The 26,997-nt window shown below is 36.4% G+C and carries 19 protein-coding genes and 1 tRNA gene; 12 read left to right on the top strand and 8 right to left on the bottom strand.

Features of this window, described 5'->3' with window-relative positions; genetic code table 11:
• Nucleotides 1-15: 15 nt before the first annotated feature.
• Nucleotides 16-228, top strand: a complete 213-nt coding sequence (locus KCTC52924_RS09470; protein ID WP_370671535.1) for a hypothetical protein — start codon at nucleotides 16-18, stop codon at nucleotides 226-228.
• Here KCTC52924_RS09470 and KCTC52924_RS09465 read toward each other — a convergent pair.
• Together KCTC52924_RS09465 and KCTC52924_RS09460 are read right to left on the bottom strand one after the other, a co-directional pair.
• The gene (locus tag KCTC52924_RS09465) at nucleotides 208-570 is read right to left on the bottom strand and encodes a DNA-directed RNA polymerase subunit alpha C-terminal domain-containing protein (RefSeq protein WP_251807987.1); all 363 of its coding nucleotides are present in this window, start codon (nucleotides 568-570) and stop codon (nucleotides 208-210) included. The genes KCTC52924_RS09470 and KCTC52924_RS09465 overlap by 21 nt on opposite strands.
• 324 nt (nucleotides 571-894) lie before the next feature.
• A complete protein-coding gene (locus tag KCTC52924_RS09460) occupies nucleotides 895-1,482 on the bottom strand; it encodes an RNA polymerase sigma factor (RefSeq protein WP_251807986.1) in 588 nt (195 codons plus the stop codon).
• 134 nt (nucleotides 1,483-1,616) lie between these two features.
• On the opposite strand from KCTC52924_RS09460, the gene KCTC52924_RS09455 reads away from it, so the two are divergent.
• From KCTC52924_RS09455 to KCTC52924_RS09410, 10 genes are all read left to right on the top strand, one after another.
• A complete protein-coding gene (locus KCTC52924_RS09455) occupies nucleotides 1,617-2,783 on the top strand; it encodes a FecR family protein (RefSeq protein ID WP_251807985.1) in 1,167 nt (388 codons plus the stop codon).
• A 155-nt stretch (nucleotides 2,784-2,938) separates the two neighbouring features.
• Nucleotides 2,939-6,382, top strand: a complete 3,444-nt coding sequence (locus tag KCTC52924_RS09450) for a TonB-dependent receptor (RefSeq protein WP_251807984.1) — start codon at nucleotides 2,939-2,941, stop codon at nucleotides 6,380-6,382.
• A 12-nt stretch (nucleotides 6,383-6,394) separates the two neighbouring features.
• Complete coding sequence (locus KCTC52924_RS09445) at nucleotides 6,395-7,909, top strand: RagB/SusD family nutrient uptake outer membrane protein (RefSeq protein ID WP_251807983.1); 1,515 nt, start codon at nucleotides 6,395-6,397, stop codon at nucleotides 7,907-7,909.
• A gap of 138 nt (nucleotides 7,910-8,047) precedes the next feature.
• Complete coding sequence (locus KCTC52924_RS09440) at nucleotides 8,048-9,445, top strand: sulfatase (protein WP_251807982.1); 1,398 nt, start codon at nucleotides 8,048-8,050, stop codon at nucleotides 9,443-9,445.
• Nucleotides 9,446-10,218: 773 nt separating this feature from the next.
• Nucleotides 10,219-10,413, top strand: coding sequence for a helix-turn-helix domain-containing protein (locus KCTC52924_RS09435; RefSeq protein ID WP_251807981.1), 195 nt, complete (start codon nucleotides 10,219-10,221; stop codon nucleotides 10,411-10,413).
• Nucleotide 10,414: 1 nt separating this feature from the next.
• The gene (locus KCTC52924_RS09430; protein ID WP_251807980.1) at nucleotides 10,415-13,210 is read left to right on the top strand and encodes a DEAD/DEAH box helicase family protein; all 2,796 of its coding nucleotides are present in this window, start codon (nucleotides 10,415-10,417) and stop codon (nucleotides 13,208-13,210) included.
• A complete protein-coding gene (locus KCTC52924_RS09425) occupies nucleotides 13,211-14,848 on the top strand; it encodes an N-6 DNA methylase (protein WP_251807979.1) in 1,638 nt (545 codons plus the stop codon). It abuts the gene before it with no gap.
• Nucleotides 14,845-16,743 (top strand): restriction endonuclease subunit S, encoded by a 1,899-nt coding sequence (locus tag KCTC52924_RS09420; RefSeq protein ID WP_251807978.1) that lies wholly within the window; start codon nucleotides 14,845-14,847, stop codon nucleotides 16,741-16,743. Before KCTC52924_RS09425 ends, KCTC52924_RS09420 begins: the two co-directional genes overlap by 4 nt.
• Nucleotides 16,740-18,512 carry a restriction system-associated AAA family ATPase gene (locus KCTC52924_RS09415; protein WP_251807977.1) on the top strand — a complete coding sequence of 591 codons (1,773 nt, stop codon included), beginning with the start codon at nucleotides 16,740-16,742 and terminating at the stop codon, nucleotides 18,510-18,512. Before KCTC52924_RS09420 ends, KCTC52924_RS09415 begins: the two co-directional genes overlap by 4 nt.
• Nucleotides 18,512-19,621 carry a hypothetical protein gene (locus tag KCTC52924_RS09410; RefSeq protein ID WP_251807976.1) on the top strand — a complete coding sequence of 370 codons (1,110 nt, stop codon included), beginning with the start codon at nucleotides 18,512-18,514 and terminating at the stop codon, nucleotides 19,619-19,621. Before KCTC52924_RS09415 ends, KCTC52924_RS09410 begins: the two co-directional genes overlap by 1 nt.
• 603 nt (nucleotides 19,622-20,224) lie before the next feature.
• On the opposite strand, the gene KCTC52924_RS09405 is transcribed toward KCTC52924_RS09410, so the two are convergent.
• From KCTC52924_RS09405 to KCTC52924_RS09380, 6 genes are all read right to left on the bottom strand, one after another.
• Nucleotides 20,225-20,299 (bottom strand) — tRNA-Val (locus KCTC52924_RS09405).
• A gap of 116 nt (nucleotides 20,300-20,415) precedes the next feature.
• Complete coding sequence (locus KCTC52924_RS09400; RefSeq protein ID WP_251807975.1) at nucleotides 20,416-21,627, bottom strand: folylpolyglutamate synthase/dihydrofolate synthase family protein; 1,212 nt, start codon at nucleotides 21,625-21,627, stop codon at nucleotides 20,416-20,418.
• A 120-nt stretch (nucleotides 21,628-21,747) separates the two neighbouring features.
• Nucleotides 21,748-22,638 carry an energy transducer TonB gene (locus tag KCTC52924_RS09395; protein ID WP_251807974.1) on the bottom strand — a complete coding sequence of 297 codons (891 nt, stop codon included), beginning with the start codon at nucleotides 22,636-22,638 and terminating at the stop codon, nucleotides 21,748-21,750.
• Entirely contained in the window at nucleotides 22,638-23,024 is a 387-nt protein-coding gene (locus KCTC52924_RS09390) for a biopolymer transporter ExbD (protein ID WP_251807973.1), read from the bottom strand. The genes KCTC52924_RS09395 and KCTC52924_RS09390 overlap by 1 nt, the downstream gene beginning before the upstream one ends.
• A 9-nt stretch (nucleotides 23,025-23,033) precedes the next feature.
• On the bottom strand, nucleotides 23,034-23,726 hold the full coding sequence (locus tag KCTC52924_RS09385; RefSeq protein ID WP_251807972.1) for a MotA/TolQ/ExbB proton channel family protein: 693 nt from the start codon (nucleotides 23,724-23,726) through the stop codon (nucleotides 23,034-23,036).
• A gap of 355 nt (nucleotides 23,727-24,081) precedes the next feature.
• Nucleotides 24,082-25,308 (bottom strand): Glu/Leu/Phe/Val dehydrogenase dimerization domain-containing protein, encoded by a 1,227-nt coding sequence (locus KCTC52924_RS09380; RefSeq protein WP_251808237.1) that lies wholly within the window; start codon nucleotides 25,306-25,308, stop codon nucleotides 24,082-24,084.
• A 240-nt stretch (nucleotides 25,309-25,548) separates the two neighbouring features.
• Between KCTC52924_RS09380 and KCTC52924_RS09375 the strand changes: the two genes are divergently transcribed.
• Nucleotides 25,549-26,691: an acyl-CoA dehydrogenase family protein gene (locus tag KCTC52924_RS09375; RefSeq protein ID WP_251807971.1), complete on the top strand. Its 1,143-nt coding sequence runs from the start codon at nucleotides 25,549-25,551 to the stop codon at nucleotides 26,689-26,691.
• The last annotated feature ends 306 nt before the right edge of the window (nucleotides 26,692-26,997 follow it).

Raw genomic sequence — 26,997 nt, 5'->3', positions numbered from 1 at the left:
CTCAAGGAAAGGGGGATGAAATATTCTGGAATTACGGTACTTTCCAAAGGGGCCACTCCCCACTTTGAAAAAACACGCAACAAAAAAAGAAAACAGGTAATCTTAAAGAATGAGGATATAGAAAATTGGTTGGATAATGGCCTTTCTGAAAAAATAAATTCAACAAGTGATGCACAAGGAAAGGAGGTATGGGAGAGTGTCTCTATTCTATTGTCGCTTCATTTTTAAATTGACGAACATACAAAGCTCTTGAAATTCATCAATGGTTTTGTGGCCGGCATTCGGAGTGTGTAAAAGTTCGGTCAAGGTGATTTTGGCCAAATCCTCGGTCGTATCTTCCAAGATATCAATATTGTCCATTGCTTTCAGTACGTTCATTGCTCTTGTAGATAAGGGTAATCTATAAATTTTGGTATTCTTGTCCACACCGATAAATTTGGATAATGATCCCACCTCTCCTTCCGTTTCCTTATAAAGTGTAGATACTTGCTTCCTGAATTGCTTTACAATTGCCAAAGCTTCTAAAAATTCATCGTAAGTGACCCTATCTTTTGTTATGGCTTTTTTCATTAGATTATGTTTTAATGGTATCAACAGTTTTCATTTCGCTACTTAACCATACTATGTGACATCTGAAATATTCTAATCCTTCTATCTCTATATAATTATTTTAATCCAGTAATAAACTAACAATGAGATGAAGAGGTATAAAAGTTTATTTGTAATCTAGCTTAAACCTATCTATAAAAATTAATTTCACAATGCTAAAGATAAATCTTAGTGAACAAATAATTTCCCTTAACCTCTTGAAGCTCAAAAACAAGGGGTTAGACTTCCATAGCATTTACTTTAGATTTTTAATATAACCACTATTATTTTCTTGAACAGGAGACATTAATTATTACAACTCTTATTACAACTCAAGAATACTATCAGTAAACTTGTTTTTTTCTCCTTGAGCCATGTCTTTATGGACTGTGTTGCACGACTAATATGTTTTTCCACCGCCTTTTCTGAAATATCCAATTGGGCCGCGATTTCCTTGTGCTTGTACCCAGATTTCTTGCTGAGCAAAAAAACCACCTTGTTTTTTTTCGGGAGTTGATCTATGGCCTTTTCTAACAGTTTCATTCTTTCTTCTAAAACTGCTTCATCTCTTTCCTCAAAATCTACTAGGATATCATTTTTGAGCTCTAAAAGTGCAAGCTCTTCTTTTTTAAGCTTTCGGTATTCTTTAAGAAAGGTATTATAAACAGACCGATAAAGATAATTCTTAAAAGAAGAATGGATATCTAGGGTTTCCCTTTTAATCCAAATTTTCACAAAGGTTTGTTGTACAATATCCTCTGCTCGGTCTTGGTCCTTGGTTAAGTTATAGCAATACATTACTAGACTTGTATAGTATTTATGGTATAGGTTTTCATAAGCCCTTTCTTCTCCATTTTTAAGGCCGTCTAGAAATAAAGTATCTTTCTTGTACAAAATGTTTATATGGTTGATAAGATGTTAATCTATATAAAATTCTTTAAAATCTACGGAAATAAAAATAAAAGTCAAAAATAATGTAGGGATTAGAATAAAATTGGGGTCATACTAATGTAAATGATAATTTAACTATGAAGAATAGTAACTTAGAGCATCTTATTCAAGATTACTTGGATGGAAAAGTGACGGAGGCAAAGATGTATGACTATCTAAAGGAATATTCCTCGGAAGAAGTGAAAAAGAATTTTACGGATTTCATGGAAATGGATTATCTTTTATCCAAGAAATATTTAAAAACAGATCCAGAAAGTGCCTTCGAAGATTTTCTGAATCAAATTAGAAAACCGTCTATCCCTGTGAAAAAACCAAAAAGGCGAGCGATTCCAACATATTGGAAATATGCCGCCATTTTTTTAGGTTTAGTTGGATTAGGGATAGGGTTGACATTCTTATCAAGATCCAACAATGGGCAAGAAACCCTAATTATCGCTAATAAAGAAGTAAATCTACAATTAGGTAATGGTAAGCTAGAGATAATTAAAGGGACAGGTAGTAATAATATTATGGATTCTGAAGGGAATATTATCGCTGTGCAGACAGGGGATAAAATTAAATATAATCCAGTATACCATTCTGAAGAAATAAAATATAATGAACTAAGTGTCCCTTATGGAAAAAAGTTCGAAGTAGAACTGTCGGATGGCACTATAGTATACGTTAATTCTGGATCTGTTTTAAGATACCCTATAAGTTTTGCAGCCGAGAATTTTAGAGAGGTATCTCTAAAAGGAGAAGCCTTTTTTAACGTAACCGAGAATAAGGAGCTTCCATTTATAGTTAAAACAGGAGCTGTTAACGTAAGGGTGCTAGGCACAGAATTTAATGTTTCTGCATACAGCGAAGATAGACAAACTAGTACGGTCTTAGTTTCCGGAAGTGTACAGTTGTATGATTCCATATCCACAGAAAAGAACCGGATAAACTTACATCTTGTTCCCGGACAAAGAGGCACGTGGAGCAAGGAAAGACTGGATTTCAATATAGATAAGGTGGACACTTCCCTTTATATTTCTTGGTTGCAAGGCAAGCTCATTTTTAGGGACGTACCCTTTAAACAAATCCGTAAGCAATTGGAGCGACGTTACAATGTAACCATTATTAACACAAATGAAGATTTAGACAATAATACTTTCAGTGCAAATTTTGAGGAAGAAAGTATAGAAGAGATTCTGGAAATTCTAGATAGGACTTACGGAATAGATTATTCAATGGAAGAAAATCAAATAATTATAAAATAACTAACTATAACCAAAAATTGCCAATGAAATATAACATTTAATAAAAGTAAATATAGGACCAACCCCTAATAAAAAATCGGAAAATGCTCGTAACATTTCCCGACCTAAAGGTGCGGTCAAAAACAGAGTTACCAATTAATAACCATATCAAAGCTATGAAAAAACTGATTATATTCGGGTGTTCCTTTATGCTCACTCCAAAATTTGATCTTAAAATGAAGCTGACTGCATTTTTCCTTTTCGTTTTTATGTTGCAGATCAATGCCACCACCTATTCACAAAATACTAGGATATCTCTTGAAATGAACGATGTAAAGCTAAGTGAAGTCCTTAGCCGAATTGAAACCATTTCAGAATTTAAATTTTTTGTTGACACACAGAAAATAGATGTGAAAATAACAGTAGATATAAAAGCGGATAGAGAAAGAATTTCTGATATTCTCGATAAACTTTTTACTGGAACAAATATTACCTATGAGGTTCGTAAAAAGCAAATTTTATTAAAAAAACCAGATGTTGTTCCCACTAAATTAAAAACTACCAATTACGATCAAAGTTATATTCAAATTCAAGAATTGCAACAGAATGTAATGGGAACAGTAATGGATAATGAAGGAATACCATTGTCAGGTGCTAACATTTTAGAAAAAGGGACTACCAATGGTACACAAGCAGATTTTGATGGCAATTTTTCTATAGATTTAAAAGACAACAATGCGATTTTAGTAGTTTCGTATGTCGGTTTTGCTACCAAAGAGATTGATGTAATGCAACAGACCAATCTTAATATAATTCTAGAGGAAAGTTCCGCAGGGCTTGACGAGGTGGTGGTGGTAGGTTTTGGAACTCAAAAGAAATTGAACCTAACCGGTGCTGTTTCCAGTATTGGAAGTGAAGATTTAGAGAATAGGCCAATTACCAGTGCTAGTCAGGCACTTCAGGGAATGCAAGGTGTATATATAAATCAAGTCGGAGGTCAACCAGGAAACGATGCTGCAACTATTAGGGTAAGAGGAGTTGGCACATTGAACGATAATAATCCTCTAATTTTGGTGAATGGAATTGAATTCTCTATGAACGATTTAAATCCTAATGACATTGAAAGTATTACTGTTTTAAAAGATGCTGCTTCTGCTGCAATTTATGGCTCACGTGCGGCTAACGGAGTGGTATTGGTAACAACTAAGAAGGGATCCCAAAAATCTGAAATAACCTATAGCTCATCGGTCGGTATCCAAGAGGTAATCTCTTTACCAAGGGTCATAAAAGATCCTATTAGGTGGATGGAATTATATTCCCAAGCACAATTAAACTTTGGTACCAGCGAGAACGCACTGGTTTTTCCGCAAAGTTTAATTGACGAATATAGTACCGGCATGCAAACTGATCCCTATACCTATCCGAGTAATGATTGGCATGATATAATGTTCGATCCAGCATTGATGCATGAGCATAATTTAAGATTCACCGGTGGGAGTGACAAAACTTCCTTTTCCCTGTCCTTGGGCCTCCTTGATCAAAATGGGGTTTTGAGGAGCACCGATTCGGAAAGGTATACAGCAAACCTTAATGTTAGTTCGGTTATGAACAAAAGCATAACAATTGGAGGGACTTTTAATGTTTCACATAAAACTAGAAACGAGCCTGTTGTGGGAATAACGGAAATCATGGAAATGATTTTTAAAGCTCAATCTTATCACCCAGCAAAATTAGAAGATGGAAATTACGGAATGAATTTTTTTGATATCCCTGGACATCGAAGATTTCGAAATCCTCTGGCACTTGCAGATGAAGGTGATAGTAATATAAGGGGCCTTAAATTGTTTTTAAATACCTATGCTGAAATTAAGCTTCCGTTTAATATAGATTATAAACTTAATCTAGGTTACACAAATGATGCTCAACGAAGAAAAATTTTCACTCCCCGTATTGTATTGTACGACGCTAAAACAAAAGAGCCTACGCAAATTCAGGCTGGAGGAAATCCTTTCGTAACCTTTCAAGGACAAGAAAGAGGAGTTGACCAAAGAGATGATGAATCTCAAAATTTGACTGTGGTTAACACTTTAAATTGGAACAAAGCATTCAGCGATGATACGGATTTATCCATCTTACTAGGAAATAGCTATGAGAAATTCGATCGGAGTTTTTTTACCGCAAGTAATGAAGGGTACCTTAGCAATAATTTATATGAGCTGAATGCGGGTAGCACCAATCCTGTTGTATCCGGGACTTCAACCGAATCTACCCTAATATCTTACTTTGGACGTGCCAATTACGTATTGGATAGTAAATATCTATTTGAGGCGAATTTTCGCTACGATGGATCCTCTAAGTTCGCCAAAGGCAACAAATGGGGCTTTTTCCCATCAGTTTCAGCAGGATGGAGATTAAACGAAGAACAATTCCTTAAAGATGTTGATTGGTTGGGCCAACTAAAGGTTAGGACTTCTTGGGGGCAATTAGGGAATGAACGAATAGGCTTATTTCGTTATTTGGATTTAATAGCGCCCGGCCAGGATTATATCTTCGGAGGTAATATTAACCCTGGTACAGCAGTTCTTGTAGATAATGATGACGAGATTTCTTGGGAAACTACTACAATCTCCAATTTCGGGATAGATGCCACTTTTTTAGGTGGGAAATTCTCTACCAGTATTGAGTACTTCAATAAAACCACTAAGGACGTCTTACGACCCGTTGGGATTCCTTCTCAGGTAGGTTCTCTAGGTGGTCCAATTAGAAATATAGGTTCAATTGAAAATAAAGGTGTGGAAATAGCATTGGGACATCGAAATATTCTTGGTGATTTCAGATATGATGTTTCTGGTAATTTTACCTATATTACCAACAAGGTTGTGGATTTAAATGGTGAGATAATACTCGAAGATTTATCGTCGGATGGTAGGGGGCCTTTTAATATCACAGAAGAAGGGAAACCGATTAATCAGTTTTATCTTTATCAGGCCGATGGTTTGTTTCAATCTCAAGAGGAAATTGACTCCCATGCCTTTCAAGGTGCGGATACTCAACCAGGTTATATTAAATTTAAAGATTTGGATAATAATGGTGTTATTGATCAAAATGACAGAGTAGCGGATGGTAATACCATACCAAAATACACCTATTCATTTAACATCAAATTAGCTTATAAAAATCTTTCTCTAAATACATTTTGGCAGGGGGTTGGAGATGTGCAAACATATAATAAACATGTAACGGGAGTACCTTTTTGGTTTGGAACCGCCTTGCCAGTGGGTTGGGCGAATGATTCTTGGACCCCGGACAATCGAGATGCAGGTTTTCCAATTATCACAAGATATCAAGATACGCAAAACACGCTTTTTAGAGATAGTAATTATTGGCTTCTTGATGCTTCTTACCTAAGGTTGAAAAACATACAACTTACCTATGATTTTAAGCAAGAATTGTTAACTAAGATTGGACTTAACAAGTTATCAATCTTCTGTAATGCACAGAACCTTCTTACGTTTACATCATTAAAGGATTTTGATCCTGAAACAGAATTGCTAGGTAATAATTTCTACAATTATCCATCTACGAAGATATACACCCTTGGATTCAATTTATCTTTCTAAAATAAAAATATCATGAAAAAAAACATATATATAATCATTATTCTCAGTCTGAATATGGTATCTTATAGTTGTTCTGAAGATCTACTGAACTTAGAACCAGCGGACCAAAGTAGTGTAGAAACTTTTTGGACTTCAGAAGTCAATGCGGAATCTGCCCTTACCGGTTGCTACGAAACATTGTTAGGCCCTTATAGAGGAGAAGGGTCATGGTTACTAAAGCTTGAGGACCTAACACCAAATGCATTTGAGATCGATGACGGAAGCGGAGCCTCTTCAATCGCAAAAGGCAACAATAATCCTACGCTACCACTTGTAAATTCTCGTTACAGAATTTCATATGAAGGTATCGGAAGAACTAATACGTTACTGGATAATATAGATTTGGTTCCAATGAACGAGGAACTGAAGAAGCGTTTTAAAGCTGAAGCGCGATTTTTGAGGGCTTTTTATTATCTTAATTTAATAGAGTATTATGGTGGGGTACCTTTAATATTAGAAACTCCTAATAATAATACCCAGGGTCAATTACCCCGTAATACCAAGGCAGAAGTCTTAGAGGTAATTTATAATGATCTTGATGTTGCCGCTGCGGATTTACCTATTTCATATCCTAGTACCGATAAAGGACGTATTACAAAGGGCGCAGCTTTAGCCTTGAAAGCTAGGACTGCACTATATAATGAGGACTGGGATAAAGCACTCTCCGCTGCACAAGCTGTTATAGATTTAAACATATACGACCTTTTCCCGGATTATCGCGGCTTATTTCTTCTAGAAAATGAAGGTAATAATGAAGTGATTTTCGATGTACAGTTCCAATTTCCTGAAGTAACAAATAACTACCATGAATTGTTCCAACAAGGAAATGTGTTGAAGGATTTATACGACGCGTATTTGATGACCGATGGAGAACCGATTACCACTTCACCTTTATTTGACCAAGCGAGTCCAAATGCAAATAGAGACCCACGACTATCCCAGACATTAATTACAATAGGATCAATGTTCAATGGAGAATTAGTGACTGGAGATGAATTATTTGCTGATTTGACGGGATATGCTTTTAAAAAGTATACTTATTATGTTGATGATGTTAAAAGGACAGCACCTCAGCCTAATCAGTCTGAAATAAATCCTATCCTTATTCGATATGCTGAAGTATTACTAACTATTGCCGAAGCGGAAAACGAATTAAATGGACCAACCGATCGAGCTTATGAAGCCATTAACAATGTTAGGAATCGAATATCTGTAGCTATGCCAAATGTTATACCAGGGCTAAGCAAGGAAGAGTTTCGCAATATTCTCCGTTTAGAAAGAAGAATTGAATTTGCAGGTGAAGGTCTATATTACAAAGACATTATCAGATGGAAAACAGCAGAAACCGTTTTGAATGCAGATGGTTTGGATAAAGATGGAAATGTAATTGAAAAACGAAGTTTTAATGCCACAAGGGATTACTTGTGGCCTTTACCAGATCGGGATATTTTGTTAAATACAAACTTGGAACAAAATCCAGGCTATTAATATAATGGAGCTGTTAGGCTAAGCAGAAATAACAATCTCTAAACCAAAGCTTTATTCAACGGGCTTTTCTGTTAGAGATTTAGCATACATAAAAAACACCTTTAAAAAGTAAAAATTGAATTATTTAAAACAAATACAATGAAAATATTCACCAAATTATTTCATATTGGTATGGGAATTATATTTTATTCCCTAAGTACGTTTGGGTATTCACAGTCTTCGAATTTAAGTAAACCTAATGTCATAGTTATTATGACAGATGACCAAGGCTCCATAGATCTTAACAGTTATGGTGCTACGGATTTGTATACTCCAAATATGGATAGACTCGCAAAAGAAGGAGTCAGATTTACCCAGTTCTATGCTGGAGCACCAGTTTGTTCACCTTCACGTGCTGCCCTTTTAACGGGTAAGACCAATTTACGTGCCGGTCTTCCAAACAATGTACCTATACCTGAGAGTGCAGAAAGGACTGGTAGTTATGGATTGCCAACGAACCAGATCACTATGGCCGAAATGCTAAAGGATAATGGGTATTACACAGCTTTAATCGGAAAATGGCATTTAGGTCATCGCGAAGAGAATTTACCCAACGGCCAAGGATTTGATTATTTCTTCGGGCATCAACGTGGTTGTATTGATAACTATTCACATACTTTTTATTGGGATGGACCCAATAAACATGATCTTTTTAGAAATTCCAAGGAAGTTTTTTATGATGGTTCTCATTTTACCGATTTAATGACCGAAGAAGTAAAGCAAGTAATCAATCACAAGAAAAATGAGCCATTCTTCATTTACTGGGCATTTAATGCCCCACATTATCCTTATCAAGGAACCACAAAATGGCTCGACTATTACAAAGACTTTCCTACCCCAAGAAAGGAGTATGCAGCATTTGTTTCCAAGACTGACGAGTCAATAGGAGTTGTATTGGATTATCTGGAACAACAAGGGATGGCGGAAAACACTATAGTAATCTTTCAATCAGATCATGGACATTCGTTAGAGGAGCGTGCATTTTGGGGAGGAGGAAATGCAGGTCCCTATCGCGGCAGCAAATTCAGTTTGTTTGAAGGAGGAATCCGTGTTCCAGCTATTATTCGATATCCTGGGGTAGTTCCTTCCGATCAGAAGCGTGACCAACTTGTAATGCAGATGGATTGGTTTAGCACTATTGCAGAACTCACCAATTCCAAAGTAACCGAAAAAGTCGATGGAAAAAGTCTAATGCCTATTATTTTGGATGATAATAAAGAATCTTTGCATGACGAAGTACACTGGCAATTTGGGAGTTACGATGATAACACAGCTCAATGGGCAGTTCGAAAGGGGCCTTGGAAACTTATTGGAAACGTTAATGAACCCTCAGGAAAAGGAAAAAAAATCGAATTAGATAAGTTATTCCTGGTCAATTTGGATGAGGACATCACAGAAAAAAATAATCTAGCAAAATCCAATCCAAAGAAATTAAACGAACTATTACAATTACATAAATCTTGGTTAAAATCGGTTCGATTAGAGATGAATCAATAACCAATTATTTGATTGAAAATTTATAAAATGGTTACGATCATTAGCGAAATTTAATACGGTTGAGTTATTTAGTTTAGTTGAAAAAGGAACAATGGGAAACTATTGTTCCTTTTTTTTAGACGCTATCCGGTAAACTGTGAAAGTTTAAAAAACAAGGTTGGACTTTTCAAAGTTTGATCCCTTATTCTCCATATAGTTACACGTAATTTTGGAGACTTCCCCAGGTAATGACATCTTCCCCGCCTGTACCGGACGGGCAGGCCCGCCTGAAAGGCGCGGGCAGGTTTCCCTCGATTCCTGCCGTATCTACATAAATGCACTTTTAGTATTCTTTTGGGCGTTACAATGATGTGCTTGCTTATCCTCGTATATCGGCCTCTTATGCCATTCCTGTTTAGCCTGTCCTGAGCGAAGACGAAGGGTTATCCCTGCACATCAGGGACTTGCATCCTCTAGATTAATTATTTACCTTTCGGTAAATAAAAAGATGCCCATGCTGGGCACACACACGCTATATAATTAATGGCCCAAAACAAATTAGCCTGAAAAGGGCCACTGATCATATAGCCATCGTTGTGTTTCATGCAAAAAAAAGCCAGCCGCACATTTTAGCACATTTGGTTTTGCCAACGCTCTTAGTCAACTCTGAAAAACCAAAAGAGCTAAAATCTCCCCACGCACGGAGGGCGACAGTAATTCGAACGGTTTTTATATCGGAAAATGAGATAGTTATAAGATATAATCTTATCTTGGTTGGATAAATTTAGACGGAAATGAACCGAATAAAGGAAGTACTCGAAGAGAAAGGGATTAAGCAGACTTGGTTGTCAGAAAAACTAGGAAAGAGTTATAACATGGTAAACGGCTATGTTCAAAACAGACAACAACCTCGCTTGGAAATACTGAATGAGATTGCAAAGATCTTAGATGTCGATATAAAGGACTTGATAGTCTCAAATAAGAGTTAATATGAATGAGGCTCAAACTAGAAAAGAATTAATTGATAAACAGCTTCAAGAAGCTGGATGGAATATAAACGACCAAACTCAGGTCATTTCAGAATTTGATATAAAAGTAGATCTGCCTGATGGAGTTAGTGAGCCTCTTACACAATATCAAGGACGTCAATTCTCCGATTACGTTTTACTCGGAAAAAATGGGAAACCACTTGCCGTAGTTGAAGCTAAAAAAGCCAGTGTTGACGCAAACATTGGAAAGGAACAGGCTAAACAATATTGTCACTACATCCAAAAGGAACATGGCGGTGAACTTCCGTTTTGTTTTTATACAAATGGACATGAGATTTTCTATTGGGATCTTGGTAATTATCCACCTAAAAAAGTAATTGGTTTCCCGACAAGAGATGATCTTGAACGCTATGAATATATCCGTAGAAATAGAAAACCACTTGCCTCAGAATTAATAAATATTGATATAGCAGGAAGAGATTATCAAATTCAGGCAATCCGTTCCGTAATGGAGTCTATCGAAAAGAAAAAAAGTAAATTTCTTTTGGTAATGGCTACAGGTACTGGAAAAACTCGAACATGTATAGCACTTTTAGATAGTTTAATGAGAGCTGGATGGGCTGAAAGAGTTTTGTTTCTTGTTGATAGGATTGCTCTTAGAAACCAAGCATTAGACGCATTCAAAGAACATTTACCAAATGAACCAAGATGGCCAAAAGTTGGTGAAAAATCCATTGCTAAGGATAGACGAATTTATGTCACTACTTATCCTACAATGCTCAATATCATAAGGGATGAAGAATACAGTTTGTCTCCTCACTTTTTTGATTTAATTGTTGTAGACGAAAGTCATCGATCAATCTATAATACCTACCAAGAGGTCTTAGATTACTTCAATACTCTTACTCTCGGCTTAACTGCAACACCAACTGACGTAATTGATCATAATACCTTCAAACTATTTGAGTGCGAAGACGGACTTCCAACCTTTGCTTATTCCTATGAAGAGGCAGTAAACAACATCCCTCCTTATCTGAATAGTTTTCAAGTAATGAAGATTCAAACCAAATTTCAAGAAGAAGGCATAAGCAAACGCACAATCAGTTTAGAAGATCAAAAGCAATTGATCCTTGAGGGTAAAGAAGTTGCTGAAATTAATTTTGAAGGAACTGACTTGGAGAAGTCTGTAACTAATAAGGGAACTAATGTCACTATTGTAAAGGAGTTTATGGAGGAATGTATCAAAGACCCAAATGGTGTACTTCCTGGCAAAACAATTTTCTTCTGTTCTACAAAAGCACACGCAAGAAGGATTGAACAAATTTTCAACTCTCTATATCCTGAATATCATGGGGAACTAGCCAAAGTGATGGTTTCTGATGATCCTAGAGTTTATGGAAAAGGTGGCCTTTTACATCAATTCACACATAATGATATGCCACGTGTTGCTGTTAGTGTAGATATGCTTGATACCGGAATTGACGTAAGAGAATTAGTGAACCTAGTTTTTGCTAAACCCGTATATTCATACACTAAGTTTTGGCAAATGATTGGTCGTGGAACACGACTATTAGAACCAACCAAGATAAAACCTTGGTGTCCCGAAAAAGATGTATTTCTCATCATGGACTGTTGGGACAACTTTGAATATTTCAAACTGAACCCAAAAGGCAAAGAACTAAAAGCTCAAATTCCTTTACCAGTCAGGTTTGTAGGTTTTAGAATTGATAAAATCGAAAAGGCTTTGGATAAAAGCCGAGAAGAAATCGCGAACAAAGAGACCGAACTACTTAGAACACAAATTAATGAGTTACCTAAAAAATCTGTAGTTATTCAAGATGCTAAACCTGATTTAGCCAAAGTAGAAGATGATACTTTTTGGAATCATTTGACACATGAAAAAATTGAATTTCTAAGACATACGATTAAGCCATTGTTTAGGACTATTTCTCAATCTGATTTTAAAGCGATGAGATTCAAGAAAGATGTTCTAGAAACTTCGCTTGCTCATTTGTCTGACGAAACTGAGAAATTTGATACCCTGAAAGAGAACATAATTAATCAGGTGAGCGAACTTCCTTTATCAGTCAATATTGTGGCAAGACATACTTCCTTCATCAAACAAGTTTTATCGAACCATTATTGGTCTGTTATTGAAGATTCTGGTTTTGATGAATTGTCAGAGACCATTTCACCATTGATAAAATTCAGAGAGCAACAGATTACTACTGATGGCCCAGCCAAATTGAACCTTTCTGATGTGATTAAAACAAAAGAAATGGTGGAATTTGGTCCTCAAAATGAAGCCGTCAGCATTTCAAAATATCGTGAAATGGTGGAAGCTAAAGTTGCAGAATTGACTCAACGAAACCCAATTCTTCAAAAAATTCAGGCTGGTGAAGCAATAACAGAAGAGGAAACAAATCTATTGGTGGAGGAGCTTCATAATGAAGACCCTCACATTACTGAATCATTGCTGCGCAAAGTCTATAAGCATCAGAAAGCGAAATTCATTCAGTTCATTAAACACATTTTGGGCATAGAAATACTTGAAAGTTTTGATGACCAAGTAAGTAAGGCTGTACAACAATTTATTCAGGAACATACGCAATTAACTACTCGCCAAATCGAGTTTTTAAACTTGATGCGTGACTATATAATCGAAAGAGGGAATATTGAGAAGAGAGACTTGATACAAGCTCCTTTCACCATTATACATCCAAAAGGCGTGAGAGGAATATTCTCACCTATGGAAATCAAAGAGCTATTAACATTAACAGAAAAATTCGCAGCATAAATGAGTTTACTTAGTAATAACAGTACCATCAAAAACAAGATTGATGATCTCTGGCAAAAATTCTGGAGTGGAGGTATTTCAAATCCTTTAACGGCAATCGAACAAATCACATACCTGCTTTTCATGAAAAAGCTGGATGAAAACGATTTGGAAGAATTGTCAAGAAGCGAATTTTCAGGAGACCCTTATACTTCAAAGTTTGAAGGGATATATCTGCTTCCTGAAGATCGTCCAAAAGCTGATGCAACAATAGAAGAGATAGAAGAAATTGAAAGAACAAAGGGAATTGATAAACACACTTTGAGGTGGAGTCAATTCAAAAGAAAGCCTTCTGATGTAATGCTTGCATACATTCAACGTTATGTATTCCCATTCCTAAAGGATTTGGAAGAAGATGATTCTCTTTTCGCAAAGCATATGGTAAATGCTGTGTTTATCATTCCGAAACCATCACTTTTAAAAGAAGCCATTTCATCAATTGATGAAATTTTTGAAGAGATGGAAAAAGACTCCAATGAAAAAGGACAGGATTTTCAGGACATTCAAGGAGATGTATATGAATACTTACTAAGCGAAATTGCCTCTGCGGGTAAAAACGGACAGTTTAGAACACCACGACATATCATTAAATTGTTAGTGGATTTAGTTGATCCAAAGCTAGGACAAAAAGTAGCCGACCCTGCTTGTGGAACAGGTGGTTTTTTGTTGGGTGCTTATCAATATATGGTAACCCAACTCGACAAAGGGAAAGGTCAAAAAGAACCAGATGAAGACGGTTTTATTCGTAACAGCAAAAGTGCCCTGCTAACTGAGGAAGTAAAAGAGATTTTGGATAAAAGTTTATATGGTTACGATATAGACTCTACAATGGTTCGCTTGGGTTTAATGAACCTTATGATGCACGGTATTGACAATCCTCAAATTGACTACAAAGACACCCTAAGCAAAAGCTATAACGAAACTTCTGAATATGATGTGGTTTTAGCCAACCCCCCATTTACAGGAAACATTGACAAAGGAGATATTCATGAAGAGCTACAACTAAAGACTACCAAAACAGAACTCCTTTTCATAGAGCGTATTTTTAATATGCTTAAAATGGGAGGATCAGCTGGAATAGTAGTTCCCCAAGGAGTGTTATTTGGGACCAGTAATGCTTTCAAAGATGCAAGAAAATTCATGATTGAGCAATCTGAATTGAAAGCAGTAGTTACCGCCCCAAGTGGTGTTTTCAAACCTTATGCAGGCGTAAGTACTGCTCTACTAATATTTACCAAAGGAGGTGAAACTGAAAATGTTTGGTTTTACGACATGGAGTCGGACGGTTACACATTGGACGATAAACGCACTAAACAAGAAGGTTATGGAGACTTGCAGGATATCATCACCCAATTCAAAAATAGAGATGCCCAAAAGGAAGATGAACGAGAAGGTAAACATTTCTTTGTGCCTAAGAAGGAAATAATAGATGCTGATTATGATTTAAGCTACTCAAAATATCGAAATGAAGTTTTCGAAGAAATAGTATATGAAAAGCCTGACGTAATTATAGACAAGCTTGTTGGCAATGACGGAAATGGTGGTTTGGAAAATGAGATAGTTACTAACCTAAACCAACTAAAAGAGCTATTTAGATGAAGATGCTATTAAAAAGCTTAGAAGAAGTAGCTGATATAGTCGCTGGTCAATCTCCACCTTCAAAATTTTACAACAAAAATGGAAATGGACTACCATTCTTTCAAGGTAAAACAGATTTTGGGGATAAATATCCAATGGTAAGAGCGTGGTGCACCGAGCCTTCAAAAGTGGCATCTGCAAACGACATATTAATGAGTGTAAGAGCTCCAGTTGGACCAGTAAATATTGCAACTGAAAAATGTGTTATTGGCAGGGGGATTAGTGCTATCAGTGCTAAATCTGGTTATTATAGTCTTTATCTTTACTACTACCTAAAAACTAATCAGAACCTGATAAGGAAATATTCAACAGGCTCTACTTTTAAAGCAATTACTCAAAAGGAAATTAAACGGATTCCAATAAATATCCCTGAGTCATTAAATGACCAAAAACGAATTGCTAAAATACTCTCTAATTGTGAAGCTTTAATCCAAAAACGAACAGAAAGTATTGACTTATTGGATGAACTTTTGAAATCTACTTTTTTAGAAATGTTTGGAGATCCAAGATCAAATTCAAAAAATTGGGAAAGTGGCCCAGTGATAGCTTTTGCAGATTGCATTGTTCCTGGGAGAGACAAACCTAAGAGTTTCACTGGTGATACACCATGGATAACCACTAATGACTTAAACCATTTAGGAACGACAACTAGTTCTAGGCAAAATATAGGCTTATCACCAAGTGAAATAAAAAATGTACGGGCTAGAGTTATACCCAATAATAGCGTATTGATAACGTGTGTTGGTGATCTTGGTGTAGTTTCATTAGCAGGTGGTAACATGGTCGTAAATCAACAATTACATACATTTCAATGTAAGGAGGACATGATTCCTACTTTCCTAATGTTCACATTGTCTTTTCAAAAACAATACATGTATAAAATGGCATCAAAAACTACTGTGCCTTACATGAATAAAACCACCTGCAATGGTATACCAATCATCAAACCTTCAAAGGATCTTCAAGAGGATTTTGTAACAATTTATGAAAAAGTGAATTCAATAAAAACTCAATTCATTTCAAGCCTTCATGAACTCAAAAATCTTTATTGCAGTCTAAGCCAGCGTGCATTTAAGGGAGAATTGAATTTGAGTAAAGTAGATATTTCAGATATGGAAGATTCAAAAAAAAAAGTTGATCCAGAAATTGAAGATGGAAGGATTATGAGTGAAGAAGAACATACAGCACAACATGCACAAATTAATAAAATAATATCTTCAGAAATTGAAAATGAATCGTATTTGACTGAGAATGTAATTTCATATATCAATGACTCAAAAGAGCTAAGAGATGTCATTTACGAAAAAGTAAACAATAAAAATCTAGATTTAGAAAGCTTAAAAAAGTCATTATCAAAGGTCAATAATTTAGGAGAAAAAATAGCAGTCGAAGTAATAGAGTTTACTCCTTGGCAGATTGAACAGCATAGATCAATTGAACGATATATTTCTTTATTGCCTGAAAATATTTTAGATGAGTTCCCGAATATAAATCAGTTTTCCAGAAATAACTTTGACTATGGTTCTATGTCCTTAGATGACTACTATGGCATTCCACATGAAGTAATAGCTCAATACGGTAGTATCGAAAGTCATACAATGGATTTAGACTTCTTCTTTAGGAAGTATTTTTCAAATAAATTTTTCACAATGAAAGATGTACAGGACATATATGATAAGGTAGTATATGACAAAGGTGGTTGGTTTAAATATGAAGATATGAAGGAATACATTTTTAAATCCTTGGAAGGTGAGGATGCCTTGTTGACACAAGAGTTTGTTGAAATCGAAAAAACAAACCCTGCTTTAGGAAAAAAAGAAGTATCAAAAGAGGTAATGCTAAAAGTTCTGCCATGAAACTCATTCGCCTAAAAATAACTGATGAAGATGGATTCAGATCCTTGCAAAAGGACTTTGAAATTTACTTTCTAAGAGATTTTGATTACAAACATGCTCATGAATTTAATCCCAATATTCTTGCTGGACGGAATGGTAGTGGTAAATCAAATATTCTTGAAGCCTTAGCCAATATCTTCTATCATTTAGATTGTATGTATGCTGACAATCTACCAGATGGTTTTTTAAAAGACGAAGGAAACGAAAATGGGTTTGACAATACTATTGGTTTAGTTGATGCTTATGAATTGGAATATTTTACTGAAATTCCAATTTCATTGATGGATAAGCCTATTATTGAGTTACCTCAAATCGCTATAAATCAAATTAAGGCCCACATATTTATTACTAAAGAAGTTGGAGCAAAACCCACTATAGAATGGCTGAATAAGTCTGACTACTCAAATAAATCTGATGGGCTAAGCAAAAAAGCAATTCAGCTTCTACTTCCAAAATATGTTTTGGGTTATTCATCAGGCGAAAATGAATTACTAAGCCTACCCTTTTTTAAAACAAGATTTCTTCATTTCGATGAATACGCAGACAGTTTAAGATTTGAAGAACCATATGGCTATCCACCAAAGCCAGAGGGAAGGTTAGTTTATTTGGATAAGGAATTAAGTCAAGCCATATTATTGGCCAATCTACTATTACATAACCCAGATTCTGAGGAAGATGATTTATCCCCATTACTAGAAAACGTTGAAATAGAGGATATTGATGAGTTTCGTTTGATTATTTGTCAGGATCAGTATTTAGAATTGCATGAAGACATATTGCGAGACAAAGTAATTACAATTGAAGAACTCCATGAAGGAAAACGTCATTTAACAGAACTCACTTCGAACCTCAAGAGAAGTATTGATATTCTTAAAAAATGTGCTACCTGCTTTGAACACCGATACATTGAACAAGAAAATGAAGAAGATGGTCGTGAATATTTAATTCTTGATTACAAAGTAAATTCTGCCACGAAAGAGGCATTTAGATTCCATTTTTCAGAGAAGCCACTCCAATTGTTTCAGCTTTTCCAATTGATGTTGGAGTTGAATGCATATGTAGTTTCAGGAACAGATAAAAAACGTGTGTATGAGTCGAAAAACATTTTCATTAATCATGATATTTATCCAAATCCCTTAGAAGAAAACAGAGTGTTGCGTTTCAAAAATCTTTGGATAAAGAAGAAAGGCATAGAAAAGTCACTTTTCACAAAAGAGTTGTCTGATGGAGAACATCAATTTCTTCATAGCTTAGGTTTGTGCTTACTTTTTAAAAATGAAAATGCTTTATTTCTTTTGGATGAACCAGAAACACACTTCAATCCTGATTGGAAAGCTAAATTTATTACCAATCTTAGACATTGCTTTTCAAATTCAAAAGAAGTAATGCGTGACATGTTGATTACCACACACTCTCCATACTTAGTGTCAGACAGTGAGTCCAAATATGTTCACATTTTTGAAAAAGATAAAGACACTAAAAAAGTATCAAATCGTTTCCCTGATTTTCAGACCTTTGGTTCATCTGTCAATAAAATCACTATAAAAGTATATGACAAGCCAGATACGATAGGAGCTTATGCCAATAGTAGAATTGATGCGTTAAGAAAGGAACTTGAAACCGCTGATGATAAAGAAGCATTGTTAAAAAGAGTGAAAGAAGAAATTGGGGATTCAGTTGAACGTGTACTTTTCATTAATGAAATTCTTGACCAAATAGATAAAGAGTAATGCTGTTCACCTATAAATATATTAAGCATGATATTGAGAAAATTCAAGATTTATTGGACTTTTTGTTCTATGATGTTTGGTTAGTAGCTGAAGGAGATTTTGATGCTGAAAAATTAAATGGCAACTCTGCTTTAAAACAGATTTATATTGATTTTGGTAATGCGGATTTAAAATGGGGTAACTTTTTTAATAGTTCTATTGAAAAGATCTATGAAGAGTTCACAAAGATTGACGATGATTTCAAGCTTGATTTGATTAATCTTTATGATTCAAATAACAATATTGAGATGTTATGTAATGATAAATCCAAGTTACCTATTAGTTATGCTGAAATAAAGTCAAGGTATTCTGACCTTGAAAAAGCCTTTAACGATTTTTACTCAAAGTTATATGGCGCGGAGAGTCCATTTAATCTTGAGGTCTTTGGACAACTCAACAAAAAACTTATACCAAGCCATTATGAAGCTTTTATGACAGATAATAATGAAGAGGTCTGTCCATTTTGTGGCATTCTTCCCATTAAGGGAAACAATCATTCCTATCGTGAGGCTTATGATCATTATTTACCAAAGGGTTTGTACCCATTCAACGCATTGAATTTCAAAAATCTTGCTCCAATGTGTCATGAATGCAACTCAACATACAAATTAACTGACGACCCCATTTATGAGGATTATAAAAAAATTGACCCTCTAAAAAAAGAAGACAATAGACAATTGGCTTTCTATCCTTATTCTGAAAATCATCCAGAATTAGAAATTAAAGTTGAACTAAATTCAAAGGACATTAAAAATCTAAAACCTACGGATATTATCCTCGAAATTAAGTCAGCAGGTAATGAAGAACAGATTGAATCTTGGAAACGTGTATTTGGAATTGAAGAAAGATACAAGGCATTATGCTGCAACAAAAATGAAGGACTCGAATGGTTTAGTGCCGTAGTAGATGGATTTGAAAATGCAAAGGAAATGGGAATAACAGATTTTGCAAAGTGGGTAGATCTGAAATTACGAGAAGCTGGAAGAAATAAACTATCAAATTATGGTTTTTTAAAAGAACAATTTTTAACTGAATGCAGAGACAAAAGAATACTCAATGCTAGCACCTAACAGCCATACACATTGGATATACTGGAGCATGCTGACCCCCCTGAAAAAAGAAGATAGCCAAGTTTTTAAATTATTCTGGAGCATGCTGGGTTCTTCGCCACTTTTGGTGAAACAAATTAATTTGAACTTGCCAGCACCATTCTTCTTAAAAGCTGAAAATCAGCACTTCCGTACATCATTCTTTTGATGTTTTTCAGCTTGTTTACCTGTCCTTCTGTAAGCTTCCCCCAAAACCGAACTTTTAAAAAGTAGAATGGTAATTCTAAATTTAAACAGTATTATAAGATGAAATAAACTACCACCTCATCTCTTCCTATTCTTAATAAGTTGCTGATTGAAAAGCTGCTTCAAAATCTCTTCCAAAAGGTCGGTTTCTCCCAACAACGAAATACTGAATAAATGGCTTCTCGCTTGAAACTTTCCTTCTGAACTTCTGGATTGTACCCCTCCTTAGTATTAAATAATATCAAACACCATCAAATACACATCTGCAGCGTTAAAGTTGTGTTAAATATGGGAAGTGAGCCTAAAGTGAGCCTTATTGCCTTTTTTGGCCAAATAAAAAAGGCTCCCAATTTCTTGGAAGCCTTGTCTTTGTTACTGTGGGCCCTACTGGATTCGAACCAGTGACCCCCTGCTTGTAAGGCAGGTGCTCTGAACCAACTGAGCTAAGAGCCCTAAATTAACAATTTTTCAATTCGCTTCTCATTTCTCTAGAAGCGCGCTCTCCTATTGGAAAGCAGGTGCAAATATATAACAGTTTTTAATATCTCCAAAACAAAAAACAAAAAAAATTAAACTATTTCTGCCACTACAAAAGTACTTCCTCCCACAAAGATAAAATCCGACTTATTCGCTGCAGATTTAGCCGCATTAAACGCCTCAAGAACAGACCCATACGCATCACCCATTAAGCCGTAAGCCTCGGCTCTTTCTTGTAAGGAAATTTCATCTAACCCTCTTGGAATATTGGGTCTACAGAAATAATAATGGGCATTTTTTGGAAAAAGAGGAAATATCTGCTCCAAATTCTTCTCTTTTACAAAGCCGATTACCAAATGCAAGTCCGTAACTTCTTGCTTTTTTATCTGATCCAATACTATGGTCAGCCCCTCTGTATTATGAGCGGTATCACAAACTATTAGGGGCTGCGCTTCCAAAATCTGCCACCTACCTAATAAACCTGTATTGATCGACACATTTTCCAAGCCTTGTATTATATGGGATTCGTGGACCTGAAATCCCTTTAATTCATTTATGACAGCAACCACCCCCTTAACGTTCCTTGCCTGATATCCGCCCAAAAGGGAAGTTTTATACTTTCCTGGAACCACCTCACTGGCAAAAACTATCTTTGAACCCCGTTCTATGGCCACCTCACTAAAAACCACCGCAGTCTCTTCTTGAAGCTCACTGACAACTACTGGCACACCCGGTTTAATAATACCTGCCTTTTCATACGCTATTTTGGCTATGGTATCTCCCAGCATCTCTACATGGTCATATCCTATGTTGGTGATCAAAGACACTTCGGGGGTTATAATATTAGTAGAGTCCAATCGGCCACCTAGGCCAACTTCAACAATGGCGATATCTACCTTTTCCAATTCAAAGTATTTAAATGCCATACCCACAGTCATTTCAAAAAAAGACAACTTATGGGCATCTAAATAAACTTTATTGTCCTTAACAAAATCAGTTACAAAACTCTTAGGAACCAGCTTACCATTTACCCTTATTCGTTCCCTAAAATCCTTTAAATGAGGGGAAGTATACAGACCTGTTTTATAGCCAGCCTCCTGTAAAATAGAGGCCAACATATGACTACTTGATCCTTTGCCATTGGTACCCGCTACATGGATGCTCTTGAATTTCCTTTCAGGATGACCCAAGTAATTCGCGAGACTATGAATGTTATCTAGTTTAGCATTAAAGGCAGACGCCCCTTTTTGTTGGTACATGGGTAGTTGCACAAACATCCACGCCAAAGTCTCCTGATAGGTCATTAGTTATAGCCTGTTGAATTATAAAAAAGAAATTTAAACTGCACTGAAAAATTTGGTAGAATCGAAGATCCAAGACCCACATAAGGTTGCATAAAATTAATTATAAACCCTTAAAAAAGCTTATTCCCCTAATTTAAAATTAACCACAACAAAACCGGTCTGTTGGGTTGGGGCATTGGAATCTAGGTTCCATTTATGTTTTAATGCAGTCGCTTTAGCGGGCTCTAGCAAACACGGATGACTATTGGTAGTGCCCTTAACTCCCGGAGTAGCATTTATAACCTCTCCGTCTCGATTTACGACTATTTTAACCACTACTCTACCTTCTTGATTACATTCTTGCGGAACTTTACCTTGCCTCACTAGAGACCTTCCATTTAGTCCATAACCACCGGTTCCACTACCGGAACCAGGGCTGCCGTAATAACTTGTGGCATAAGGGTCACCTTCCGGCCTACCTTTATCGCCAGCCTTATTGTCATTTCCTTCACTTCCTGATGCAGTACCCTCCGATTTATTGATTCCCCCTATCAGTTGGTCTAGTTTGTTCTTTTTAGCTTGTTGCTCCTGCTGCAACCTTTCTTCCGCTTCTTTCTTCTCCCGTGCAACTCTATCGGTCTCTGCCTGTGCTTTCTTTGCGGCCTCGTTTGCCTTACGCTTAGCTACTTGTTGCTGCTTCATTAAAACCGACTCCTCATTATCCTGAGTAAGGACTTTCTCTGCGGGTTTCTCCTTCGCCACTTCTTCCTTTGGAATCTGTGCTTCCACTTTCTCTTCCTGTACTTTAGGTTCAGCAATAGGTTTGTTTACGGGTTCAGACCTTACTTTTTCCTTGGGCTGCACCCTACCACTTCCAAATTCGGTAGTACCAAAATTAACGGATATACCATTCTCTATTGGTGGATCTAAATAGGTAAGTCCAATATAAAAAAGCAAAAGCAGTAGCACACTTAGCAACAAGGTGGTAAGTGTAAAGGATTTCTTCTCGTGTTTTGTATTTAATAGTGACATTAATTTGGTCGCACTGCCAAAATAACCTTATAATTATTTCTATTGGCAATATCCATAACGTTTACAGCCTCTTTAATGGCCACGCTCTCTTCCGCCCTCAGAATAATTGTCGGTTTCTCTTTTCCTTCCAGTGCTTTTTTTAGTTCAATTTCTATATATTTCCCGTTAATCTTTTCGTTGTCCACGAAGTATTCCAAATTCTTATTGATACTTACCGATACATTTTGAGTATTGGTAGACTTTCCTTTTGCTTTTGGCAACAACAAATCTAAAGCATTCGGTGAATTTGCCGTCAACATAAAGAAAATAAGCAATAAGAATACAATGTCCGTCATAGAGGACATACTAAAATCTGGACTAACCTTATTTCTACCTTTTAGTTTCATGTGTTTAGCCTACAGGGGTTCGTTCAATAAATCCAAGAATTCTACAGCATTGGCTTCCATTTTATGGACCACCTTATCTGTTCTGTTCACCAAATGGTTATAACCAATATACGCAATAATTCCCACAATGAGTCCTGCTACAGTAGTAGTCATAGCCGTATAGATACCGGCGGCAAGGGATCCCATTTCTGCCTGCCCTCCGCTAGAAGCCATTTGATGAAAGGCCAAGATCATTCCTATTACGGTTCCCAAAAATCCGATCATTGGTGCGGCGCCAGCAACAGTTGCTAATACGCTTACGTTCTTTTCCAGCTTATAAACCTCCAAAGTACCGGCATTTTCTATTGCGGTATTAATATCATCCAAGGGCTTTCCAATCCTTGAAATTCCTTTTTCCGTTAACCTCGCAACGGGAGAATCGGTCTGGGCGCACAATAATTTTGCAGCCTCCAATTTACCATTGGTCACATGATCCCGAATCTGGTTCATAAAATTACTATCGATCTTCGATGCTGCCTTTATTGCAAAAATCCGTTCAAAATAAATATAAAGCGCCACAAATAGCATTACGAACAGCACTGAAATAATTAAAATACTTCCCGTACCCCCACTAACTATCAAATCAATCACAGAAAGTGTCTTTTCTTCGGACACCAATTCCTCTACTCCTGCCTCTTGGGCCAGATTTTGTAACAATAACATAAATTTCTATTTTATAAGTGTTGCCTTAATAACGCCCTTTCGGGTTATAAATTATCCTTTCAATACAAAATTTCCAATTAAAATAATTCCAATGCTGCCAGCTGCAATATCATTTAAGGCCAACAACGCTATTTTCCTTAACTACCAAAGAAAATCAATCTTATCCATACTCCCTTCCACTACCCCGAATTCGGAGCTAATACTAACCAAGTATCCCCTCCTACTTGCGTATATTAGCATTAAATTAACTCAACTAGATAATTTCTCCAATTTAAGTTTAAGCTCCAGAGTTCTTGCCATATACCCCCAAAAGAATAAAATTACAAGGCTAGATTCCATGGTTCAATTGGCTTAATTAAATCAATTGCTTCAATGCAATTTCAAATCCAGTCTTACTAAGATTTGTTTTTGTTTTGTTTTCTTTATAGATGTTTAAAATTGCATTTCCAATGGTATTAGAAGTATCGTTAAAAATTAATTCATCATCCAAAGGTACTCTTCCTTCCATAAAATAAGCAAAGACGCGAGCCATTCCACAATTTGAAATAAAATCGGGAATCAAACTTATTCGCTCGTCCGCATACTCCATAATCTGACCAAAGAAAATCTCTTTGTCAGCAAAAGGTACATTTGCCCCACAACTAATCACCTCCAATCCGGTATCGATCATTTTGGAGATCTGGTCTTTTGTCACCAATCTAGATGCCGCACAAGGCGCAAAAATCTCTGCCGGCAAATTCCATATCCGTTCGTTCATCTCCTCAAAGGGAATCATATTCTCAACATGAAGGGTATTCCCTTTTTTGTTCAAATACATATTGGTAACCTCTTCCAAAGAAAACCCCTCCTCCTTGATCACTCCACCTGCCCTATCCAAAATACCCACAAGCTTAACACCCATTTGGGACAAATAAAAGGCTGCTGCAGAACCAACATTGCCAAAACCTTGGACAATGGCCCTCTTTCCAAGTACCGATTCACCATGAATATCATAGTAATGCTTTACTGCCTCAGCGACCCCAAATCCAGTAATTAAATCTGCCACTGTATATTTCCTAGAGGGATCGGGAGAATACTTACGGCTCTCCAAGACCTTCACTACTCCCAACCTCAATTGCCCAATCCTATTAATTTTATCGGCCTCCGTAGGTTTAAAATGTCCATTAAAAACACCCTCCTGAGGGTGCCAAACACCTACGTCTTCTGTAATAGGGATTACCTCATTTATCTCATCAACATTTAAATCGCCTCCTGTTCCGTAATAACTTTTCAACAGTGGGGCAACGGCATTATACCACCGTTTTAGTACGCCATTTTTTCTAGGATCGTTTGGATCAAAATTAATGCCAGATTTAGCTCCCCCAATCGGCGGACCCGAAACCGTAAATTTTATTTCCATTGTTTTCGCAAGGGAAAGCACCTCGTTCATATCTAATCCTTCACGCATTCTGGTACCTCCACCAGCTGCTCCACCACGCAGGGAGTTAATTACCGCCCAGCCTTCAGCATCGGTCTCTGGGTCTTTCCAATTAAAAACAATCTCAGGGGACTTGTCTTCAAATTTCTTAAGTAACTCTCTAATTGTGCCCGCCATTTTGTTGATGTGATTTTGTTTTTTATAATTCCAACACTCTAAACTCCTAATTCCAATTTTCCTGAACTTATAGCTAGTGTTGTTTCATAACAAATAAATGGTTGTACAATCCTTAATCCTCCTAACCAACAAATATAAAAATATAGATCAGGTTTTAATCTTTTTATTCACCATAATTATTTCATTGTATACTCGTATATTTGGTACAATCTCATAATTTATTTTATAATGGATTTTACACTATCGGAAGAACAATTAATGATACAGCAAGCAGCACGGGATTTTGCACAATCCGAACTTCTCCCTGGAGTTGTTGAGAGGGACGATGCACAGAGATTTCCTGCCGAACAGGTAAAAAAAATGGGGGAACTTGGATTTCTTGGCATGATGGTAGATCCAAAATACGGTGGAAGCGGATTGGACACCATCTCCTATGCATTGGTAATGGAAGAACTTTCCAAGGTAGACGCATCTTCCTCCGTTGTTGTATCGGTCAATAATTCATTGGTGTGCTGGGGCCTGGAAATCTTTGGTAGTGAAGCACAAAAAGAAAAATATCTCACAAAATTGGCGAGCGGAAAATGCATTGGCGCCTTTTGCCTTTCGGAACCTGAAGCAGGTAGCGATGCTACTTCCCAAAAAACAACAGCACTGGATAAAGGAGATCACTATTTACTAAACGGCACCAAAAACTGGATAACCAATGGTAACTCAGCCGAAATTTATTTAGTAATAGCACAAACCGATATAGAAAAAGGACACAAGGGCATTAACGCACTTATTGTGGAAAAGGGAATGGCGGGATTTGAAATTGGCCCAAAAGAAAACAAACTTGGTATTCGCGGTAGCGATACTCATTCCCTAGTCTTCAACGATGTTAAGGTTCCCAAGGAAAATAGAATCGGCGAAGATGGATTTGGCTTTAAGTTCGCCATGAAGACTTTGGCTGGAGGAAGAATTGGAATTGCAGCACAGGCCCTAGGAATTGCAGCCGGCGCTTATGAACTTTCCTTGAAATACGCAAAGGAAAGGAAGACATTTGGCACTGCAATAGGTAATCACCAGGCCATTGCGTTCAAATTAGCAGATATGCATACGCAAATTGAGGCTGCAAGACACATGGTATACAAGGCGGCATGGGATAAGGATCAAGGGAACAATTATGATATTTCGGGCGCAATGGCCAAACTTTATGCGTCAGAAGTTGCCATGGCAACTAGCATTGAAGCGGTTCAGATCCATGGTGGCAACGGTTTTGTAAAGGATTACCATGTGGAACGCATGATGCGCGATGCCAAGATTACCCAAATCTATGAAGGCACCTCGGAAATCCAAAAAATTATTATTTCAAGAAGTATTTTGAGGGATTAAATCAATTGATATGGACTTATAGTAAGTAACAAATCCTAAACCAAGATCAAGTACTACTTCTTCTTTTCAGCACCCCCCTATTTATTAATAGCGATATTTTTACCTGAAAAATATAGGACAAGCACGAAAAAACGGAACTACCTCCCTTTAATACCGTCACATTTATCATAATCTTAATTTTAAATACGCAAATACATTAATTTACATTTTTTTTAACGTTTTATTGCAAACGATGAATTTATTGCTAATTAATTGATACAACATTGCATTAAATGCATATATTTCGGTATTTTTGAATAAATATCA

Origin of the sequence: Arenibacter antarcticus, assembly GCF_041320605.1 — a bacterium.
GTDB classification, from domain to species: Bacteria; Bacteroidota; Bacteroidia; order Flavobacteriales; family Flavobacteriaceae; genus Arenibacter; species Arenibacter antarcticus.
This window is presented reverse-complemented; position numbering and strand designations above follow the sequence as displayed.

Coding starts and splice junctions, on each gene's coding strand:
- KCTC52924_RS09470 (WP_370671535.1), top strand. CDS start 16: ATGAAATATTCTGGAATTACGGTACTTTCCAAAGGGGCCACTCCCCAC.
- KCTC52924_RS09465 (WP_251807987.1), bottom strand. CDS start 570: ATGAAAAAAGCCATAACAAAAGATAGGGTCACTTACGATGAATTTTTA.
- KCTC52924_RS09455 (WP_251807985.1), top strand. CDS start 1,617: ATGAAGAATAGTAACTTAGAGCATCTTATTCAAGATTACTTGGATGGA.
- KCTC52924_RS09450 (WP_251807984.1), top strand. CDS start 2,939: ATGAAAAAACTGATTATATTCGGGTGTTCCTTTATGCTCACTCCAAAA.
- KCTC52924_RS09445 (WP_251807983.1), top strand. CDS start 6,395: ATGAAAAAAAACATATATATAATCATTATTCTCAGTCTGAATATGGTA.
- KCTC52924_RS09440 (WP_251807982.1), top strand. CDS start 8,048: ATGAAAATATTCACCAAATTATTTCATATTGGTATGGGAATTATATTT.
- KCTC52924_RS09435 (WP_251807981.1), top strand. CDS start 10,219: ATGAACCGAATAAAGGAAGTACTCGAAGAGAAAGGGATTAAGCAGACT.
- KCTC52924_RS09430 (WP_251807980.1), top strand. CDS start 10,415: ATGAATGAGGCTCAAACTAGAAAAGAATTAATTGATAAACAGCTTCAA.
- KCTC52924_RS09425 (WP_251807979.1), top strand. CDS start 13,211: ATGAGTTTACTTAGTAATAACAGTACCATCAAAAACAAGATTGATGAT.
- KCTC52924_RS09420 (WP_251807978.1), top strand. CDS start 14,845: ATGAAGATGCTATTAAAAAGCTTAGAAGAAGTAGCTGATATAGTCGCT.
- KCTC52924_RS09415 (WP_251807977.1), top strand. CDS start 16,740: ATGAAACTCATTCGCCTAAAAATAACTGATGAAGATGGATTCAGATCC.
- KCTC52924_RS09410 (WP_251807976.1), top strand. CDS start 18,512: ATGCTGTTCACCTATAAATATATTAAGCATGATATTGAGAAAATTCAA.
- KCTC52924_RS09400 (WP_251807975.1), bottom strand. CDS start 21,627: ATGACCTATCAGGAGACTTTGGCGTGGATGTTTGTGCAACTACCCATG.
- KCTC52924_RS09395 (WP_251807974.1), bottom strand. CDS start 22,638: ATGTCACTATTAAATACAAAACACGAGAAGAAATCCTTTACACTTACC.
- KCTC52924_RS09390 (WP_251807973.1), bottom strand. CDS start 23,024: ATGAAACTAAAAGGTAGAAATAAGGTTAGTCCAGATTTTAGTATGTCC.
- KCTC52924_RS09385 (WP_251807972.1), bottom strand. CDS start 23,726: ATGTTATTGTTACAAAATCTGGCCCAAGAGGCAGGAGTAGAGGAATTG.
- KCTC52924_RS09375 (WP_251807971.1), top strand. CDS start 25,549: ATGGATTTTACACTATCGGAAGAACAATTAATGATACAGCAAGCAGCA.